General features: G+C 68.4%; 16 protein-coding genes and 1 tRNA gene. 4 read left to right on the forward strand and 13 right to left on the reverse strand.

Features of this window, described 5'->3' with window-relative positions:
• Position 1: 1 nt before the first annotated feature.
• Positions 2-1,108 carry an NAD(P)H-dependent flavin oxidoreductase gene (locus ACWPXE_RS07205; RefSeq protein WP_237905391.1) on the reverse strand — a complete coding sequence of 369 codons (1,107 nt, stop codon included), beginning with the start codon at positions 1,106-1,108 and terminating at the stop codon, positions 2-4.
• A gap of 26 nt (positions 1,109-1,134) precedes the next feature.
• On the reverse strand, positions 1,135-2,370 hold the full coding sequence (locus ACWPXE_RS07210; protein WP_200479511.1) for an aspartate kinase: 1,236 nt from the start codon (positions 2,368-2,370) through the stop codon (positions 1,135-1,137).
• 156 nt (positions 2,371-2,526) lie between these two features.
• On the opposite strand from ACWPXE_RS07210, the gene ubiG reads away from it, so the two are divergent.
• Positions 2,527-3,288, forward strand: coding sequence for a bifunctional 2-polyprenyl-6-hydroxyphenol methylase/3-demethylubiquinol 3-O-methyltransferase UbiG (gene ubiG, locus ACWPXE_RS07215; protein WP_454017258.1), 762 nt, complete (start codon positions 2,527-2,529; stop codon positions 3,286-3,288).
• A 157-nt stretch (positions 3,289-3,445) separates the two neighbouring features.
• Here the strand turns inward: ubiG and ptsN are convergent, their stop codons facing one another.
• The 10 genes from ptsN to ACWPXE_RS07265 all read right to left on the reverse strand — a co-directional run bounded on the left by ptsN (position 3,446) and on the right by ACWPXE_RS07265 (position 10,787).
• Positions 3,446-3,904: a PTS IIA-like nitrogen regulatory protein PtsN gene (ptsN, locus tag ACWPXE_RS07220; protein ID WP_014198055.1), complete on the reverse strand. Its 459-nt coding sequence runs from the start codon at positions 3,902-3,904 to the stop codon at positions 3,446-3,448.
• A 34-nt stretch (positions 3,905-3,938) separates the two neighbouring features.
• Entirely contained in the window at positions 3,939-4,535 is a 597-nt protein-coding gene (hpf, locus tag ACWPXE_RS07225; RefSeq protein WP_349600552.1) for a ribosome hibernation-promoting factor, HPF/YfiA family, read from the reverse strand.
• Between the two features lie 123 nt (positions 4,536-4,658).
• Positions 4,659-6,008, reverse strand: coding sequence for an RNA polymerase factor sigma-54 (gene rpoN / locus ACWPXE_RS07230; protein WP_454017259.1), 1,350 nt, complete (start codon positions 6,006-6,008; stop codon positions 4,659-4,661).
• Positions 5,969-6,169 (reverse strand): hypothetical protein, encoded by a 201-nt coding sequence (locus tag ACWPXE_RS07235; protein ID WP_454017260.1) that lies wholly within the window; start codon positions 6,167-6,169, stop codon positions 5,969-5,971. The genes rpoN and ACWPXE_RS07235 overlap by 40 nt, the downstream gene beginning before the upstream one ends.
• A gap of 64 nt (positions 6,170-6,233) precedes the next feature.
• Positions 6,234-7,058, reverse strand: a complete 825-nt coding sequence (gene lptB / locus ACWPXE_RS07240; RefSeq protein WP_014198052.1) for an LPS export ABC transporter ATP-binding protein — start codon at positions 7,056-7,058, stop codon at positions 6,234-6,236.
• A gap of 18 nt (positions 7,059-7,076) precedes the next feature.
• Positions 7,077-7,973 carry an LptA/OstA family protein gene (locus tag ACWPXE_RS07245; RefSeq protein WP_454017261.1) on the reverse strand — a complete coding sequence of 299 codons (897 nt, stop codon included), beginning with the start codon at positions 7,971-7,973 and terminating at the stop codon, positions 7,077-7,079.
• On the reverse strand, positions 7,970-8,707 hold the full coding sequence (gene lptC, locus ACWPXE_RS07250) for an LPS export ABC transporter periplasmic protein LptC (RefSeq protein WP_237905397.1): 738 nt from the start codon (positions 8,705-8,707) through the stop codon (positions 7,970-7,972). Before lptC ends, ACWPXE_RS07245 begins: the two co-directional genes overlap by 4 nt.
• Before the next feature lie 26 nt (positions 8,708-8,733).
• The gene (locus tag ACWPXE_RS07255; protein WP_454017262.1) at positions 8,734-9,750 is read right to left on the reverse strand and encodes a KpsF/GutQ family sugar-phosphate isomerase; all 1,017 of its coding nucleotides are present in this window, start codon (positions 9,748-9,750) and stop codon (positions 8,734-8,736) included.
• A gap of 200 nt (positions 9,751-9,950) precedes the next feature.
• Entirely contained in the window at positions 9,951-10,577 is a 627-nt protein-coding gene (locus ACWPXE_RS07260; protein WP_454017263.1) for a ribonuclease D, read from the reverse strand.
• A gap of 123 nt (positions 10,578-10,700) precedes the next feature.
• Positions 10,701-10,787, reverse strand: a tRNA-Leu gene (locus ACWPXE_RS07265).
• Between the two features lie 228 nt (positions 10,788-11,015).
• Here ACWPXE_RS07265 and ACWPXE_RS07270 point away from each other — a divergent pair.
• Both ACWPXE_RS07270 and ACWPXE_RS07275 read left to right on the forward strand, forming a co-directional pair.
• The gene (locus ACWPXE_RS07270) at positions 11,016-12,005 is read left to right on the forward strand and encodes a complex I NDUFA9 subunit family protein (RefSeq protein ID WP_454017264.1); all 990 of its coding nucleotides are present in this window, start codon (positions 11,016-11,018) and stop codon (positions 12,003-12,005) included.
• A gap of 186 nt (positions 12,006-12,191) precedes the next feature.
• Complete coding sequence (locus tag ACWPXE_RS07275; protein WP_454017265.1) at positions 12,192-13,367, forward strand: MFS transporter; 1,176 nt, start codon at positions 12,192-12,194, stop codon at positions 13,365-13,367.
• A gap of 21 nt (positions 13,368-13,388) precedes the next feature.
• On the opposite strand, the gene ACWPXE_RS07280 is transcribed toward ACWPXE_RS07275, so the two are convergent.
• Complete coding sequence (locus ACWPXE_RS07280) at positions 13,389-14,189, reverse strand: undecaprenyl-diphosphate phosphatase (RefSeq protein WP_454017266.1); 801 nt, start codon at positions 14,187-14,189, stop codon at positions 13,389-13,391.
• A 392-nt stretch (positions 14,190-14,581) separates the two neighbouring features.
• Between ACWPXE_RS07280 and ACWPXE_RS07285 the strand changes: the two genes are divergently transcribed.
• Positions 14,582-16,030, forward strand: coding sequence for an NAD(P)-dependent oxidoreductase (locus ACWPXE_RS07285; protein WP_454017267.1), 1,449 nt, complete (start codon positions 14,582-14,584; stop codon positions 16,028-16,030).
• The last annotated feature ends 19 nt before the right edge of the window (positions 16,031-16,049 follow it).

A 16,049-nucleotide genomic window follows, 5' to 3' on the forward strand; every position in this document is an offset into this window, starting at 1 on the left:
CTCATGCCGCCCCCAGAATGGCCGATTGACCGGTGGCCGACCGGCCGATATCCGGCTGCTCATCGGCGTCAATGTGCGGGGAGCGGGCGGCCAGCGCCGCTTCGGCCTGGACAATCAGGTCGCCGATGATCTCGGCCACCGGCTGCTCGCGCGTGACCAGCCCGACGCTCTGGCCGGCCATCAGCGAGCCGCTCTCCACGTCGCCGTCGATCACCGCGCGGCGCAGCGCGCCGGCCCAGAAATGCTCGATCTCCAGAATGCCTTCGTCGCGCGTCTTCTCGCCGCGGTCCACGCGGGCGATGACTTCGCGCTGAAGCTCCATGAAGCGCTTCGACCCGGCGTTGGTCAGCGCCCGCACCGGGATCACCGGAAAGCGCGGGTCGATCTGCACGGACGCCTGGGCGTCGCGCGCCGAGGCCTTGATGAAGACCTGCTTGAAGCGCTGGTGCGCGATGGATTCGGTGGCGCAGACGAAGCGGGTGCCGATCTGCACGCCCGCTGCCCCCTGCTCCAGATAGGACAGGATGGCCTCGCCGCGCCCGATGCCGCCGGCCACGAAAACCGGGACCTCGCGCAGGTCGGGCAGGATCTCCTGCGCCAGGACGGTGGTGGAGACGGGGCCGATGTGGCCGCCGGCCTCCGTGCCCTCGATCACCAGGGCGTCGATGCCGAGCTTGACCATCCGCCGGCCGCTGACCAGCGTCGGAGCGAAGGTCATGGCGCGGGCGCCGCCGTCTTTGATGCGCTTGATGGTGGCGCCGCTGGGGAAGCCCCCGGCGATCACCACGTGGCTCACCGCCAGCTCCCGGCAGACGTCGATCAGACGATCGAGCTCCGGGTGCATGTTGATGAGGTTGACGCCGAAGGGCTTCGCGGTCAGCGTCCGCGTGGCGGCGATCTCCGCCGCCAGCAGGTCCGGCGGCATCGAGCCGCAGGCCAGCACGCCGAAGCCCCCGGCGTTGGAGATGGCGGAGACGAGGTGGCGCTCCGACACCCAGCTCATCGCACCGCCCATGATGGCGGTGCGCGTGCCGAGGAAGGCGCAGCCACGCTCCCACAGCCGGTCGAGTCGGGCGCCTGCGACCGCGTCGGACCTGGCGTCGGTCATCGCCGCCCCTCCCCCTTCACCGCGACTCAGGCCGCGTCCAGCCCGTAGGCGGTGTGCAGCGCGCGCAGCGCCAGCTCCGCATACTCCTCGGCGATCAGGACGGAGATCTTGATCTCGGAGGTGGAGATGACCTGGATGTTGATGCCCTTGTCGGCCAGCGCCTTGAACATGCGCTGCGCGACGCCGGCGTGGCTGCGCATGCCGACGCCGATCACCGACACCTTCACCACGTTGGCGTCGGAGACGATGCGCTTGTAGTTCAGCTCGGCCTTCGCGTCCTCCAGCACCTTGACGGCGCGAGCGATGTCGGCCTTGCCGACCGTGAAGGTCATGTCGGTGGACTTGCCGTCTTCCGACACGTTCTGGACGATCATGTCGACATTGACGGCGGCGTCGGTCAGCGGACCGAAGATGCTGGCCGCCACGCCCGGACGGTCGGCGACGCCGATGAGGGTGATCTTCGCCTCGTCGCGGCTGTAGGCGATGCCGCTCACAACTTCCTTTTCCACGATCTCGTCCTCGTCAACAACAAGGGTACCGGGAAGCGCGCTGCCGGCGGCCTCCTCGAAGCTCGACAGAACCTGCACGCGCACGCGGTGGTTCATCGCCATCTCGACCGAGCGGGTCTGCAGGACCTTCGCCCCCTGCGACGCCAGCTCCAGCATCTCCTCGTAGGTGATCTTGGAGAGCTTGCGCGCCTTGGTGACGATGCGCGGGTCGGTGGTGTAGACGCCGTCCACATCGGTGTAGATGTCGCAACGGTCGGCCTTCAGCGCCGCCGCGAGGGCGACCGCCGAGGTGTCGGAGCCGCCGCGGCCCAGCGTGGTGATCCGCCCGCTTTCGGTCACGCCCTGGAAGCCGGCGACCACGGCGACCTCGCCGGTGTTCATCCGCTTGTCCAGCTCCGCCGTGTCGATGGACACGATGCGCGCCTTGCCGTGCGTCTCGTCGCTGTAGATCGGAATCTGCCAGCCGAGCCAGGACCGCGCCTGGATGCCGAGCGACTGCAGCGCGATGGCGAGGAGACCGGAGGTCACCTGCTCGCCCGAAGCGACGATGGCGTCGTACTCGCGCGCGTCGTGCAGCTTGTCGATGTCGTTGCAGTATTTCACGAGCTGGTTGGTCACGCCGGACATCGCCGACACGACGACGGCGACCTGATGCCCCGCCTTAACTTCCTGCTCGACCTTTCGGGCCACGTTCTTGATGCGGTCGATGTCGCCGACCGACGTGCCGCCGAACTTGAGGACGATCCGCGCCATACCTCACACCATGTCTGGGCCGGCAAAAAAGCCGGCAGTCCGCGCCCCCGCTCTACCGTTGCCGGCGCGGGGCGGCGTATCCATACTCTGTCGCTCACAGCGAGGCAAGTTCGCCCCGCAATTGTTCTCGCAATCCAAGCATACGGGATTTTCTTCATGACCGCGACCGCCGGAACCGCAGGCACCGCAGGCACTGTCGACCCTCAGGACATCGCCCGCTTTTCGGCCATCGCCGCGGAATGGTGGGACCCCACCGGCAAGTTCCGGCCCCTGCACCGGCTGAACCCGCTGCGGCTGGCCTACATCCGCGACACGCTGTGCCGCCGCTTCGGCCGCGACCCGCTGGCGGCGGAGCCGCTGAAGGGCCTGCGCATCGTCGACATCGGCTGCGGCGGCGGCCTGCTGTCGGAGCCGGTCGCCCGCATGGGCGCCACCGTGGTCGGCGTGGACGCGGCCGAGCGCAACGTCCGCACCGCCGCCGCCCACGCCGCGGAAACCGGCACCCCCGTCGACTATCGCGCCACCACCGCCGAGGCCCTGGCCGCCAGCGGCGAGCGCTTCGACGCCGTGCTGGCGATGGAGGTGATCGAGCATGTCGCCGACGTGCCGCTGTTCGTGAAGTCCTGCGCGGCGCTGACGGCGCCGGGGGGCGCGCTGTTCCTGGCGACGCTGAACCGCACGCCGAAGTCCTTCGCGCTGGCCATCGTCGGGGCGGAATACATCCTGCGCTGGCTGCCCCGCGGCACCCACAACTGGCGCCAGTTCCTGCGCCCCGGCGAACTGGCCGCCGCCGTGCGCGCCGAAGGGATGGCGATCCGCGACCTGACCGGCATCACCTACAACCCGCTGTCCGACGAATTCCGGCTGAACCCGCGCGATCTCGACGTGAACTACATGGGCTGGGCGGAGCGGTCCTGAACGTACAGAGCATCGGCGACGCGTACGGGCGTACATACGTACGTGTCGCCGATGCTGGAGCCGATGCGGGCTGAAGAGGCTATGGCATCGGAAGCCGCACAACGAAAAACGGGAGAGCCGCCGGCTCTCCCGTTTCATGTTCGCAAGGAAACGCGTCTTACGCCGCGTGGCTGGCTTCGTGCTGGGTCAGCAACGCGTAGATCGCGTCCGCCGAGTCCGAACCGCGCAGCTTCTCGCACATGGACTGGTCACGCAGCAGGCGCGACACACGGGCCAGCGCCTTCAGATGGTCGGCGCCGGCATGATCCGGAGCCAACAGCAGGAAAATCAGATCGACCGGTTGCTCATCGATCGCATCGAAGTCGATGGGCCGCTCCAGCCGGGCGAAGACGCCGTGGACACGGTCGAGGTTGGGCAGCTTGCCGTGCGGGATGGCGATGCCATGCCCCACGCCGGTGGTGCCCAACCGCTCGCGCTCCAGAAGGACGTCGAAGATCGCCCGTTCGTGCTGGCCGGTCAGCTCGGACGCCTTGCGCGCCAAGTCCTGCAGGGCCTGCTTTTTGCTGCCGGCCTTCAGGTTCGGGAGAATGGCGTGCGGCGTGATGAGATCGAGCATGACGCTTTGGGTGTGGTTGGAACAGAGACCGGACTCAGGCGCCGGCCTTCTCCGCCGGGTCGACCCAACCGATGTTGCCATCGGCGCGGCGGTAGACCAGGTTCAGGCGGCCATGGGCGCCGTTGCGGAACATTAGGGCCGGAGCGTCGGCGAGTTCCATGCGCATCACCGCCTCGCTGACCGCCAGGGTCGCGATGTTGGTTTCCATCTCGGCGATCACGATGGGCTGCGCCTCTTCGGCAGCGGCCTCTTCGCTCTCCACATGGGCCTCGTCCTTCTCCGCTTCCAGGATCTGGTAGCGGGCCGGGAAGGCTTCCTGCGCGGGGGCTTCGACGCTGTGGTGGTCGCGCAGGCGGCGCTTGTAGCGGCGCAGGCGCTTGGCCAGCTTCTCGCACGCGGTGTCGAAGGCGGGATACGGCTCGGTGGCGTCGGACGCGCTCTGAAGGACGATCCCACGACCGACATGCACCTGAATGTCGGCCTTGAACAGGTGCGCTTCGCGCGTCAGGACGACGTTGGCCTCGATCGGCTTGTTGAAATACTTGCCGACGATGGTGTTCAGGCTGTCCGCGACGTGGCTGCGCAGAGCGTCGCCAACGTCAAGCTGCTTGCCTTTGACGGTCAGTTGCATTTTGGGATGTTTCCAATCTGGTCCGCGATAGACATAGGACGACGGAAGGCCGCCACGTGCGGACGGGGACCATAGTGACGGCGGTATGGGCTGTCAATCAAGGACGGCCCCCTCCCGGCCCGGTTACATGCGTGACATCTTGGCACGGCGTCGCTGCACCGATGACGGAATGCGCATCGCTTCACGATACTTCGCGACCGTCCGGCGCGCAATGTCGATCCCTTCACCACGAAGAATTTCGACGATTTTATCGTCCGACAGCACGTCCTCGGGCTTCTCGGCGTCGATCATCGCCTTGATGCGGTAACGCACGGCCTCCGCCGAGTGGGCCGCCTGCCCGTCGGCCCCCTGGATGGCGGAGGTAAAGAAATACTTCAACTCGAACACGCCGCGCGGTGTCGCCATAAACTTGTTGGTTGTGACGCGACTGACCGTGCTCTCGTGCATGCCGATCGCTTCGGCGATATCGCGCAGGATCAGCGGCTTCAAATGCGAGACGCCGTGGATGAAAAAGGCGTCCTGCTGCCGGATGATCTCGCTGGCCACCTTCAAAATCGTGGTGGCGCGCTGGTGCAGCGACTTGACCAGCCAGTTGGCCGACTGGAAGCGCTCAGTGATGTATTCCTTGTCCGCCTTGTTGCGGGCGGTGCCGGAGATACGCGCGAAATAGCGGTGGTTGACCAGCACCCGCGGCAAAGTGTCCGGGTTCAGGTCGATCAGCCAGCCGCCGCCGGGGTTGGCGCGCATCAGGATGTCGGGGGTGACGAGCTGGGCGGGCGTGTGGTCGAAGCTGAGCGCCGGCTTGGGGTTCAGCTTGCGGATTTCCGCCACCATGTCAGCGACGTCCTCGGCGTCCACGCCGCAGACCTTCATCAGCGCCGGCAGGTTGCGCGCCGCCAGCAGCTCCAGATGGTCGAGCAGGGCCTCCATCGCCGGGTCGAAGCGGTTCTTCTCGCGCAGCTGGATCGCCAGGCACTCCTTGAGCGAGCGCGCGAAGATGCCCGGCGGGTCGAAGCGCTGGCAGGCGGCGAGCACCCGCTCCACCCGTTCCGGAGCGCAGCCGAGCTGCCCCGCGAGGCTCTCGACCTCCAGCCCGGTGATCCAGCCGGCCTCGTCCAGCATGTCGATCAGCGCCAGACCGATGAGCTGGTCGCCAAGGTCCGGCAGGTCGATCTTCAGCTGCTCGGTCAGATGGTCGCGCAGGCTCTTCTGGCCGGTCAGCGTGGCTTCCAGGTTGGACTCGTCGTCCTCGAAGCCGCCGCGGCCGCCGCGCTCCTGCCAGGAGCCGTAGACGTCGCTGGAGCCGTCCGTCCCATCGGAGAAACGGTCGTCGGAATAGACATTCTCGAAATCGGTGTCGAGCGGCGCGTCGGAGGCCGATCCCATCGTCTCCGACGACGTCATCTCCACCGTGTCGCGGGTGCGCCCGTCGGTCATCGGCGGCTGGCGCTCCTCCGGCGCGGCGAGGTCCACCGCCCCCGCTCGCCCCCACCGTCACCCCCCCTCGCCGCCCTCGCCGAGGCCGCCATCGCGCTCCAGCAGGGGTTCTGCTCGATCTCGCGGTCCACGAAGTCCGACAGTTCGATGTTCGACAGCTGCAGCAGCTTGATGGCCTGCTGCAACTGCGGAGTCATCACCAGGGACTGGGTTTGACGAAGATCGAGGCGTTGGCTGAGCGCCATGGGCAGGGAAACCGCACTAGAGGCTGAACCGGTCCCCGAGGTAGACCCGGCGCACGTCCTCGTGCGCCACGATCTCGGCCGGCTCTCCCTCCATTAGTACCACACCATCGTGCAAGATGTATGCCCGATCGACGAGGTCGAGCGTTTCACGCACGTTGTGGTCGGTGATGAGCACGCCGATGCCGCGGTCGCGCAGGTGGCTGACCAGCTCGCGGATGTCGTTCACCGCGATCGGGTCGATGCCGGCCAGCGGCTCGTCGAGCAGGATGAAATGCGGCTGGGAGGCCAGCGCGCGGGCGATCTCGACGCGCCGCCGCTCGCCGCCCGACAGCGCCAGCGCTGGAGCGCGGCGCAGGTGGGTGATCGAGAACTCCGCCAGCAGTTCGTCCAGCATCTGCTCGCGCGTGTCGCGGTTGGGCTCCACCACCTCCAGCACGGAGCGGATGTTGTTCTCCACCGACATGCCGCGGAAGATCGACGCCTCCTGCGGCAGATAGCCGATGCCCAGCCGCGCCCGGCGGTACATGGGCAGCGCCGTGATGTCCTGCCCGTCGAGCAGGATGGTGCCGGAGTCGGCGGCGATCAGCCCGGTGATCATGTAGAAGCAGGTCGTCTTGCCCGCCCCGTTGGGGCCGAGCAGGCCGACCGCCTCGCCGCGCTGGACCGTCACGGTCACGTCGCGGACGACCGGGCGCTTCTTGTAGGCCTTGCCCAGATGCAGGGCCACCAGCCCTTCGGTCGGGCGCACGTCGGTGGCGGGGTGGTCCGCCGGGTGACCCGACGCGTTCGGGGCGGAAAGGGTCGGACCGCCGAGGTTCCGGTCTTCGATGTCCATGGCCATTGATTCGCTGCCGGGTCGTCAGGGCTTCGCGGCGGGCGTACCGCCCGTTTGCGCGGCGGGCTTGCCGCCCGCCTGGGCGGTGGGCCGGCCAGCCGGCGCCCCCGGTTCCTGGCCGGGGATCAGAAGGCCCATCACCCGCCCGCCGGTGGCGGGGCCGGCGATCACCCGGTTGACCCTGGTCTTCATGTTCATCTCGGCGGCGTCGCCATTGAGCTGGTTGTCGTTGCGCGTGATCTTGACATTGCCCAGCAGCACCGCCGTCTCATCGGCCACCGAATAGACCAGCTTGTCGGACAGCGCCACGTCGGTCGCGGTGGTCACCACCACGCTGCCCGCGCCGTCGATGCGCTCCATCTGGGTCGAGCCGTCCGGCATCTTCTTGAGCTGGCCGATCAGGATGTCGGCGCGCAGCCGGTCGCCGTTGGCGATGCGCACGGCCACGGCGTCGCCGCGGGCCACCGTCAGGTTCTTGGCCTCGTAATATTCCAGCGTGTCGCGCGCCGTCACGATGTCGGTGCGGGTGACCAGCTTCAGGTTGCGCCCGGTGACCACCGCCACCTGCTTGTCCACGTCGTAGACGCCCCGTTCGCCGAAGACCTCCTGGGTCGGGCTGACGATGCGCACGTTGCCTTCGGCGAGAAGCTGGAACACCTCGTTCCCCTTGCCGGGCACCTCCCGGTAGTAGGCGGTCAGCACGTCGGCGTAGACGGTGCTGTCGCTGCGCTTGGCCGAGGCGTTGCCACGCGCCACATAGGCGCGCACGTCCTGATGCCATTCGATGGCCTGATCGGCGTTGACCTCGACCGGGTTGGGGCCACCGCCGAGGCCGGGCAGCCCCTGGGCCGCCGGGACGGCGGCCCCCGACAGCAGAAGGAACGCGGCCATCAGCGGGGCCGCAAGGGTGGCTGCACTCAACGCGTCTTTCCTCCCGGGCTTTCGGCGGCCTGGACGTCGGCCTTGGACTGGTTCAGGAACACCATCGTCTTGCCACGGTCGGACAGGCGGAAGCCTTCGGCGTTGATCACGCCCTGCGGCCCCTGGCCCACGACATGGACATCGCCCCAGGCGGTGCCCTTGCGGATGTCGGAGTCCGCTTCCTCAGTGGTGAATTCGTTGCCGTCGTCACGCATGACGCGGACATGGCCCCGCATCTTCAGGATGCCGGTGACCTGATTGTACCAGCCCTTGTCGGAGCGGATGGTCACCCATGTGCCGTCGGTCTGGGTCATCTCCGCCTCCGGCTGGTCCAGCAGGACGATGTCCGGCTGGTCGGCGATGCGGTCGGCCTTGGCCGCCACCAGCGAGAAGGGCTGGTTGTCCTCGTCCACCGCGATGTAGCGCGGCTTGATCATCTCAAGCTGGCCCTTGTCGGCGGAAATGCGCAGGGTCGGCAGTTCGGTCAGCGACGGCCACACGGCGATCAGCGCCATCACCGCCAGAGCCAGCGCCGGAAGCGCGAACTTCATCCCGGTGACGAAGCGGCTGTAGACCCGGCTGACCGGGCGGATTTCCCGGCGCCGGTGGATGCGCTTGGCCGCCTCGCTGTCGGGCATCGACTCCGGCATAGCCATGAGCCGTGCGGCGAGGGAAGGCGCATCGGCGCGCCGATCCTCCGTGTTCACCGTCCGATCCTTCAGGTCGCTGTCCATGGCGTCAACCGTCCTCCGGCTGCCCGTCACGCCGCCCCGGCGCGCAGGCAATCGTGAATGTGCACAACACCGAGCGGCCGGTCCGCCTCCACCACGAACAGGCTGGTGATCTGCTTCGCGTTCATTTCCCGCAACGCCTCCTCGACCAGCGCCTTGGGGCGGATCGTCTTGGGCCGCGGCGACATGATGCTGTCGGCGCGCTCCGCCCACAGCTCCGGGGTCAGGTGGCGGCGGAGGTCGCCGTCCGTGATGACCCCGGCCAGCGCGCCCGTGGCGTCCACCACGCCGACGCAGCCCAACCGCTTGGCCGTCATCTCGAATATGACGGTGGAAAGCGGCGTATCCAAGGCGCACAGGGGCATATCCTCGCCCTTGTGCATCACATCGGTCACCTTCAGCAGCGCCCGGCCGAGCTGGCCGCCGGGGTGGAACTGCTTGAAATCCGCCGCCGTGAAGCCGCGCCGCTCCAGCAGCGCCACCGCCAGGGCGTCGCCCAGCGCCAGCATCATCGTGCTCGACGTGGTCGGGGCCAGACCCAGCGGGCAGGCCTCCGGGGCCGGCGGCAACACCAGCGCCACGTCCGACTGCTCGGCCAGGGAGGAGCCGGCGCGCCGGGTGATGCCAATCAGCGGGATGTCGAAGCGGCGGGTGTAGGCGACGATGTCCGACAGCTCGTGCGTCTCGCCGGAGTTGGACAGGGCGATGACCGCGTCCTGCCGGGCGATCATGCCGAGGTCGCCGTGGCTCGCCTCGCCCGGATGGACGAAGAAGGCCGGCGTCCCGGTCGAGGCCAGCGTCGCGGCGATCTTGCGCGCCACATGGCCGGACTTGCCCATGCCGGAGACGACGACGCGCCCCGCGATTCCGGCCAGCCGGTCCAGAGCGCGCACGAAGGCGCCGTCCAGCCCGTCCGCCAGCGCGGCCAGGGCGTCGGCTTCCATCCGCAGGACGCGCCGGGCGCTCGCGATGTCGCGGTCGGCCGCGGCGTCGGCTGGGCGATCGATCAGGCTGGGTGCCAAGCTGGTTGCGGTCAGGCTCGTCAAGGCGGTGCTTGCCTCTTCTGGTTGGCCCATGGGGCCGAAAATGAGTACTCCGACTGGCGACACGCGTATCCGCGACAACGGGCCAGCCGCCGCGCGGGCAGTATGCCCACCCGCGCGCGTCTGGTCAAATCAACGTCCGGAGGGCTTGACCTATTCCACCGAGGCTCCTGTCCCGGCGCCGGGCGTCAATGCGACCACCCTCAATGCGCCAGAATATCCGGCTGCTCCCAGCCGCCGAGGTCCAGTTCCCCGCGGGCCGGCAGGAAGTCGAAACAGGCCTTGGCAAGATGCGTCCGCCCCTCGCGTGCCAGCATCACGTCCAGCTTCTCCTTCAGGTCGTGCAGGTGCAGCACGTCGGAGGCGGCGTATTTCATCTGCTCCGGCGTCAGCTCCGCCGCACCCCAGTCGGAGGACTGCTGCTGCTTGGACAGCTCCACACCCAGCAGGTCCTTCACCAGATCCTTCAGCCCGTGCTTGTCGGTGAAGGTGCGGACCAGCTTGGACGCGACCTTGGTGCAGTAGACCGGCTGGCAGGCCACGCCGAGATAGGCCCGCATCACCGCCACGTCGAAGCGGGCGAAGTGAAACAGCTTGATGACCTCGGGGTCGGTGAGCAGGCGCTTCAGATTGGGCGCATCGTACTGGCCCTTGCGGAACTGAACCAGATGCACCGTGCCGTCGCCGGGGGAAAGCTGGACCAGGCACAGCCGGTCGCGGTGGGGGTTCAGCCCCATGGTCTCGGTGTCGATGGCGACGGCGCCGCCGCGGGCAAAGGACTTCAGGTCGAGACCGTCCGGCAGGTCGCCGTCATGGAGGTCGATGGGCATTGGGTGGCTTCCCGCTCAATAGGACGGCCCCCGGCCACGGACCCCAGAAACGACGAACGCCGCTCTGCCACTTTTCCGTCCCGCTGGGGGAGGTCCGTAGCATGCGGCGCAGCCGGGTAGATATGGTGCCCAGGAGAAGACTCGAACTTCCACGACATTTCTGCCACAGGTACCTGAAACCTGCGCGTCTACCAATTCCGCCACCTGGGCTCGGTGTGGGCCGCTTATGTAGCCGGCTGGCGGAGACCCGTCAACAGCTTTTTTCACTTTCGCGCCGAAAGCCCGGCCGGGCGCGAAATGGGCCGCGGGCGGCGCGTCAGGCCCTAGCCTCTTCCAGGAGGTTTCTATATAAGCAACCCCCGATCCGGTCGCCCTGCCCCGCTGGCGGGCGGCCCGGTCGGGAAGAATTTGCGGGCCCAACGGCACGGGAGAAGGTCGATGTCCTATCGCTCTGAAGTGGTCACGGTGTTCGGCGGTTCGGGATTCGTCGGCCGCCATCTCATTCGCCGCCTCGCCAAGACCGGCGCCATCGTGCGCGTGGTGTCGCGCCATCCGAACAAGGCCAACTTCCTGAAGACCGCCGGCTCGGTCGGGCAGATCGTGCCGATGGCCGCCGACGTGAAGGACGACCAGTCCGTCGCGCGGGCCATCCAGGGCGCGGACACCGTCATCAACCTGATCGGCACGCTGTACGAGCGCGGGGCCTGGAATTTCCAGACCGTGCATGTCGACGCCCCGGCGCGCATCGCCCGCATCGCCAAGGCCAGCGGCGTGCGCCGTCTGGTCCATGTCTCGGCCATCGGCGCCGACGCCAAGTCGGCCTCGGCCTACGCCAAGTCCAAGGCGGCGGGCGAGCAGGCGGTGGCGCAGGCCTTCCCCGGCGCCACCATCGTCCGCCCGAGCATCGTCTTCGGGCCGGAGGACGGCTTCTTCAACAAGTTCGCCGCCATGGCGCAGGTCTCCCCGGCGCTGCCGCTGATCGGCGGGTCGACGAAGTTCCAGCCAGTCTATGTCGGCGATCTGGCCGACGCCATCGCCGCCGCCGCGACCCTGGACTCGGCGGTTGGCCGGACCTTCGAGTTGGGCGGCCCGCGCGTCTACAGCTTCAAGGAGCTGATGCAGCTCATGCTGCGGGAGATCCGCCGCAAGCGCTTCCTCGTCCCGGTTCCCTGGAACGTGGCGGAGACGCTGGGCGGCCTGCTGGAGAAGGTGCCGCCGATCGTCGCCCCGCCGCTGACCCGCGATCAGGTGGAGATGCTGCGGACCGACAACGTCGCCGCCGCCGGCGCGCCGGGCTTCAAGGACCTGGGCATCACCAACCTGTCGAGCTGCGAGGTGATCCTGCCGACCTACCTGTCGCGCTTCATCGTCGGCGGCCGCTCCAACACGATGCCGCGCGACGCCGGCAACCATTCCGGCGCGCACTGAGTCCTCGGTTCCGCCCCAGCGAAACGAAAGCCCCGGCCCGCCGCCGGGGCTTTCGCCGTTTCGGGGGCCTGCCATCTTGTACGAAAGAGCCGTGCAAGGGTGCTCTGCGGCGCGCGGCCTTGATTCCCGCTCCGTCCTGCCGCATCTGGCCCCTTCATCGGGGCGACGGAAGGAGCGTGGGGAGTCATGCAGGCGGCAACGCAGGATTTCACCATACGGGAATTCGCCGACCGCGCCCCGGGCGCCCGGCTGGCCTCCCTGGCGGCCTTCTTTGTCAACGGGTCGGTGTTCGGCGTCTGGGCCACCCAGATCCCGGCGATCAAGGATCACCTGGACCTCAGCCCCGGCGTGCTCGGCGTCGCCCTTCTCTGCCTCGCCGCCGGGGCGCTGACCGCCATGGTCGGCACCGGTCCGCTGCTCGGCCGCGTCGGCAGCGCGCCGGTAATCCGGATCACCGCCGTGGCCTTCGCCCTGATCCTGCCGCTGCCGGCGCTGATGCCGGACCTGTTGTCGCTGTGCGCGGTGCTGTTTCTGTTCGGGGCGGCGGGCGGCACCATGGACGTGGCGATGAACGCCCACGGCGCCTTGGTGGAGCGTCATCTCGGGCGGCCGATCATGTCCTCGCTGCACGGCATGTGGAGCCTGGGCGGCCTGTTCGGCGCCGGGGTGGGCGGTCTGCTGCTGCAAGTCCTGCCGCCGCCGGTCCAGGCCTCCATCCTCGCGGCGGCGCTGCTCGCCCTGTTCTTCGCGCTGCACCGCCGCTTCCTGCCCGGAAGCGCCGATCAGCAGGCGGAGCCGACGGGCCTCGCCCTGCCCGACCGCGGCACGCTGCTGCTGGGCGCGCTGACCTTCCTGGCCTTCATGAGCGAGGGTGCGATCCTGGACTGGAGCGCCGTCTATCTGCGCGAGGATCTGGGGGGTGCGGCGTCGATCGCGGCGCTGGGCTTCGCCGTCTTTTCCGGCGCCATGGCGGTGGGCCGCTTCTGCGGCGACCGGCTGCGCCAGCGTTTCGGCGGGCCGGTGCTGGTCCGGGCGGGCGCCGTGCTGGCCTTCGCCGGGCTGGCCGTCGCGCTGACCGGCGGCGGGCCGGTGGTGGCGGTCGCCGGGTTCGGGCTGACCGGGCTCGGCCTGTCGAACGTGGTGCCGGTGCTGTTCAGCGCCGCCGGCGCCAAGGCGGAGGGGGAAGCCGGCCAGGCCATCGCCGCGGTGGCGACCCTCGGCTACGCCGGCGTGCTGACCGGCCCGGCCCTGCTCGGCTTCGTGGCGGAGGCCAGCACGGTGGGCTTTTCCTTCGCCCTGGTCGCCGCGCTGGCGCTGGTCATCGCCGCGGCCTCCTCGCGCGCCGTCGCCCAACAGGGCTGAGGCGCGCGGGAAACCGGCTCATTACAGATAGAGGAACGCCAGCATCCCCGACCCGATGGCGATGCGGTACCAGGCGAAGGGCGCGAAGCCGTAGCGCCCGACGAAGTCCACCAGCACCTTGACCACCAGCGCCGCCGCGATGAAGGCGGTGACGAATCCGACCCCGATCAGCAGAGCGGAGTCGACGGTCATCAGGCTCCAGTTCTTGTAGAGGTCGTAGACCGTGGCGCCGGCCATGGTCGGGATCGCCAGGAAGAAGGAGAATTCCGCGGCGGTCCGCCGGTCCACCCCCATCAGCAGCGAGCCGAGGATCGTCGCGCCCGAGCGCGACACGCCCGGCACCAGCGCCAGGCACTGGCACAGTCCGATCTTCAAAGCGAGCGGCGCCGGAAAGCGTTCGATCTGGTGGTAGCGCGGGACCGGCACCAGCCGCTCCGCCATCAGGATCGCCACGCCGCCCAGGATCAGCGCGATGCTGACCACCGTCGGGTTGAACAGCACCGCCTTGATGACGCCGTGCAGCGCCGCCCCCAGCACCATCGCCGGCAGGAAGGCCAGGATCACCGCCATCGCGAAGTGGCGGGCGCCCGGATCGTCCTTCAATCCGGTGACCACCTTCCACAGCCGGGCGAAATAGACCGTGCAGATCGCCAGGATCACACCGAGCTGGATCACCACCTCGAACACCTTGCCCGGCGGGCCTTCGAAGCCCAACAGTGTGTCGAAAATGATCAGGTGGCCGGTGGACGAGACCGGCAGAAATTCGGTCAGCCCTTCGATCAGGCCGAGCAGAGCGGCGTCCAGATATTGGTCGATCAACATGCGGCGCGGGGCCTCTGACAAGATTGCGGGGGGCAATGTCCGGCTTATAGCAGTGCAACATGGCGAAGGCGACGACCCATGGGGCGATACCCCGAATTGGGAGATAGTCCCGAATCGGACCTAATTTTCTTGCTTGTTTTTCAGGCACTCCGGCCGTTCCCGGAGGCGTCCGCGACATCGAGTCACGGTTTGGTCAGTCATGCTGTCCTAACGACGAAAATATGCTCGCGCGGCGCCTTCTCTTGCGGTATATGACGTTCAGACCGCGTGACCGCGGGCTTTCGTTTTCACTGCGGCCACGCCCCTTGGCATGCTCCACCGGCATGGAAAAGGGCCGCCCGGCCGCCGGCGCCGTCCCCATGCACGGGACACGGGAAGAAGGAGCAGGCGTTATGGCGAACCAGAGGATGTTGGGCTTCGTGCACACCGCGCAGCGGATGCCCGACAAACGCCCGGCCGCGGAGCGCCGCCAGGATTTCGCCGAGATCTACGCCCGCTTCAGCGACGAGCGCGCCAACGAGCAGGCCAACCGCTGCTCGCAGTGCGGCGTTCCCTTTTGCCAGGTGCACTGCCCGGTCTCCAACAACATCCCCGACTGGCTGAAGCTGACCTCCGAAGGCCGGCTGGAGGAGGCGTACGAGGTCTCCCAGGCCACCAACAACTTCCCGGAGATCTGCGGCCGCATCTGCCCGCAGGACCGCCTGTGCGAGGGCAACTGCGTCATCGAGCAGTCCACCCACGGCGCCGTCACCATCGGATCGGTCGAGAAGTACATCAACGACACCGCCTGGGATCAGGGCTGGGTGAAGCCGCGCACGCCGTCGCGCGAACTGGGCGTCTCGGTCGGCATCATCGGCGCCGGACCCGCCGGCCTCGCCGCCGCCGAGGAGCTGCGCGCCAAGGGCTACGAGGTGCACGTCTACGACCGCTACGACCGCATGGGCGGCCTGCTGGTCTACGGCATCCCCGGCTTCAAGCTGGAGAAGTCGGTGGTCGAGCGCCGCGTGCAGCTGCTGGCCGACGCCGGGGTGATCTACCACCCGAACTTCGAGGTGGGCCGCGACGCCTCCCTGCCGGAGCTGCGCCGCAAGCACGTCGCCGTGCTGGTCGCCACCGGCGTCTACAAGGCGCGCGACATCAAGGCGCCGGGCTCGGGCCTTGGCAACATCGTGGCGGCGCTGGACTATCTGACCACCTCCAACAAGGTCAGCCTTGGCGACAGCGTGGAGGCGTACGAGAACGGCTCCCTGAACGCCGCGGGCAAGCATGTGGTGGTTCTGGGCGGCGGCGACACCGCCATGGACTGCGTGCGCACGGCCATCCGCCAGGGCGCCACGTCCGTCAAGTGTCTGTACCGCCGCGACCGCAAGAACATGCCGGGCTCGCAGCGCGAGGTCGCCCACGCCGAGGAAGAGGGCGTGGAGTTCATCTGGCAGGCCGCCCCCGAAGGCTTCACCGGCGACACGGTGGTGACCGGCGTGCGCGCCGTGCGCATCCATCTGGGCGTTGCCGACGCCACCGGCCGCCAGACCCCGCAGGTGATCGAGGGGTCGGAGTTCACCGTCCAGGCCGATCTGGTCATCAAGGCGCTCGGCTTCGAGCCGGAGGATCTGCCCGCCCTGTTCGGCGAGACGGAGCTGAAGGTCACGCGCTGGGGCACGCTGCTGGTCGACCACCGCAGCAAGATGACCAACCTGGAGGGCGTGTTCGCCGCCGGCGACATCGTGCGCGGCGCCTCGCTGGTGGTGTGGGCCATCCGCGATGGCCGCGACGCGGCGGAGGGCATCCACGCCTACGCCAGGGCGAAGGCCGAGACGCCGGTCGCTGTCGCGGCGGAATAAAAGCCGCAACAATCCATAA

The sequence above is a fragment of the Azospirillum sp. Marseille-Q6669 genome (assembly GCF_965111635.1).

What these genes read in the sequence shown, in the direction of transcription:
- lptC (WP_237905397.1), bottom strand. Translation starts at nt 8,707, where the DNA reads ATGGACAGCGACCTGAAGGATCGGACGGTGAACACGGAGGATCGGCGC.
- ptsN (WP_014198055.1), bottom strand. Translation starts at nt 3,904, where the DNA reads ATGCTCGATCTCATCACGCCGCACGCCATTCTCCCGAACCTGAAGGCC.
- lptB (WP_014198052.1), bottom strand. Translation starts at nt 7,058, where the DNA reads ATGGCCATGGACATCGAAGACCGGAACCTCGGCGGTCCGACCCTTTCC.
- ACWPXE_RS07205 (WP_237905391.1), bottom strand. Translation starts at nt 1,108, where the DNA reads ATGACCGACGCCAGGTCCGACGCGGTCGCAGGCGCCCGACTCGACCGG.
- ubiG (WP_454017258.1), top strand. Translation starts at nt 2,527, where the DNA reads ATGACCGCGACCGCCGGAACCGCAGGCACCGCAGGCACTGTCGACCCT.
- ACWPXE_RS07260 (WP_454017263.1), bottom strand. Translation starts at nt 10,577, where the DNA reads ATGCCCATCGACCTCCATGACGGCGACCTGCCGGACGGTCTCGACCTG.
- ACWPXE_RS07270 (WP_454017264.1), top strand. Translation starts at nt 11,016, where the DNA reads ATGTCCTATCGCTCTGAAGTGGTCACGGTGTTCGGCGGTTCGGGATTC.
- ACWPXE_RS07235 (WP_454017260.1), bottom strand. Translation starts at nt 6,169, where the DNA reads ATGACTCCGCAGTTGCAGCAGGCCATCAAGCTGCTGCAGCTGTCGAAC.
- ACWPXE_RS07285 (WP_454017267.1), top strand. Translation starts at nt 14,582, where the DNA reads ATGGCGAACCAGAGGATGTTGGGCTTCGTGCACACCGCGCAGCGGATG.
- ACWPXE_RS07275 (WP_454017265.1), top strand. Translation starts at nt 12,192, where the DNA reads ATGCAGGCGGCAACGCAGGATTTCACCATACGGGAATTCGCCGACCGC.
- hpf (WP_349600552.1), bottom strand. Translation starts at nt 4,535, where the DNA reads ATGCAACTGACCGTCAAAGGCAAGCAGCTTGACGTTGGCGACGCTCTG.
- ACWPXE_RS07280 (WP_454017266.1), bottom strand. Translation starts at nt 14,189, where the DNA reads ATGTTGATCGACCAATATCTGGACGCCGCTCTGCTCGGCCTGATCGAA.
- ACWPXE_RS07210 (WP_200479511.1), bottom strand. Translation starts at nt 2,370, where the DNA reads ATGGCGCGGATCGTCCTCAAGTTCGGCGGCACGTCGGTCGGCGACATC.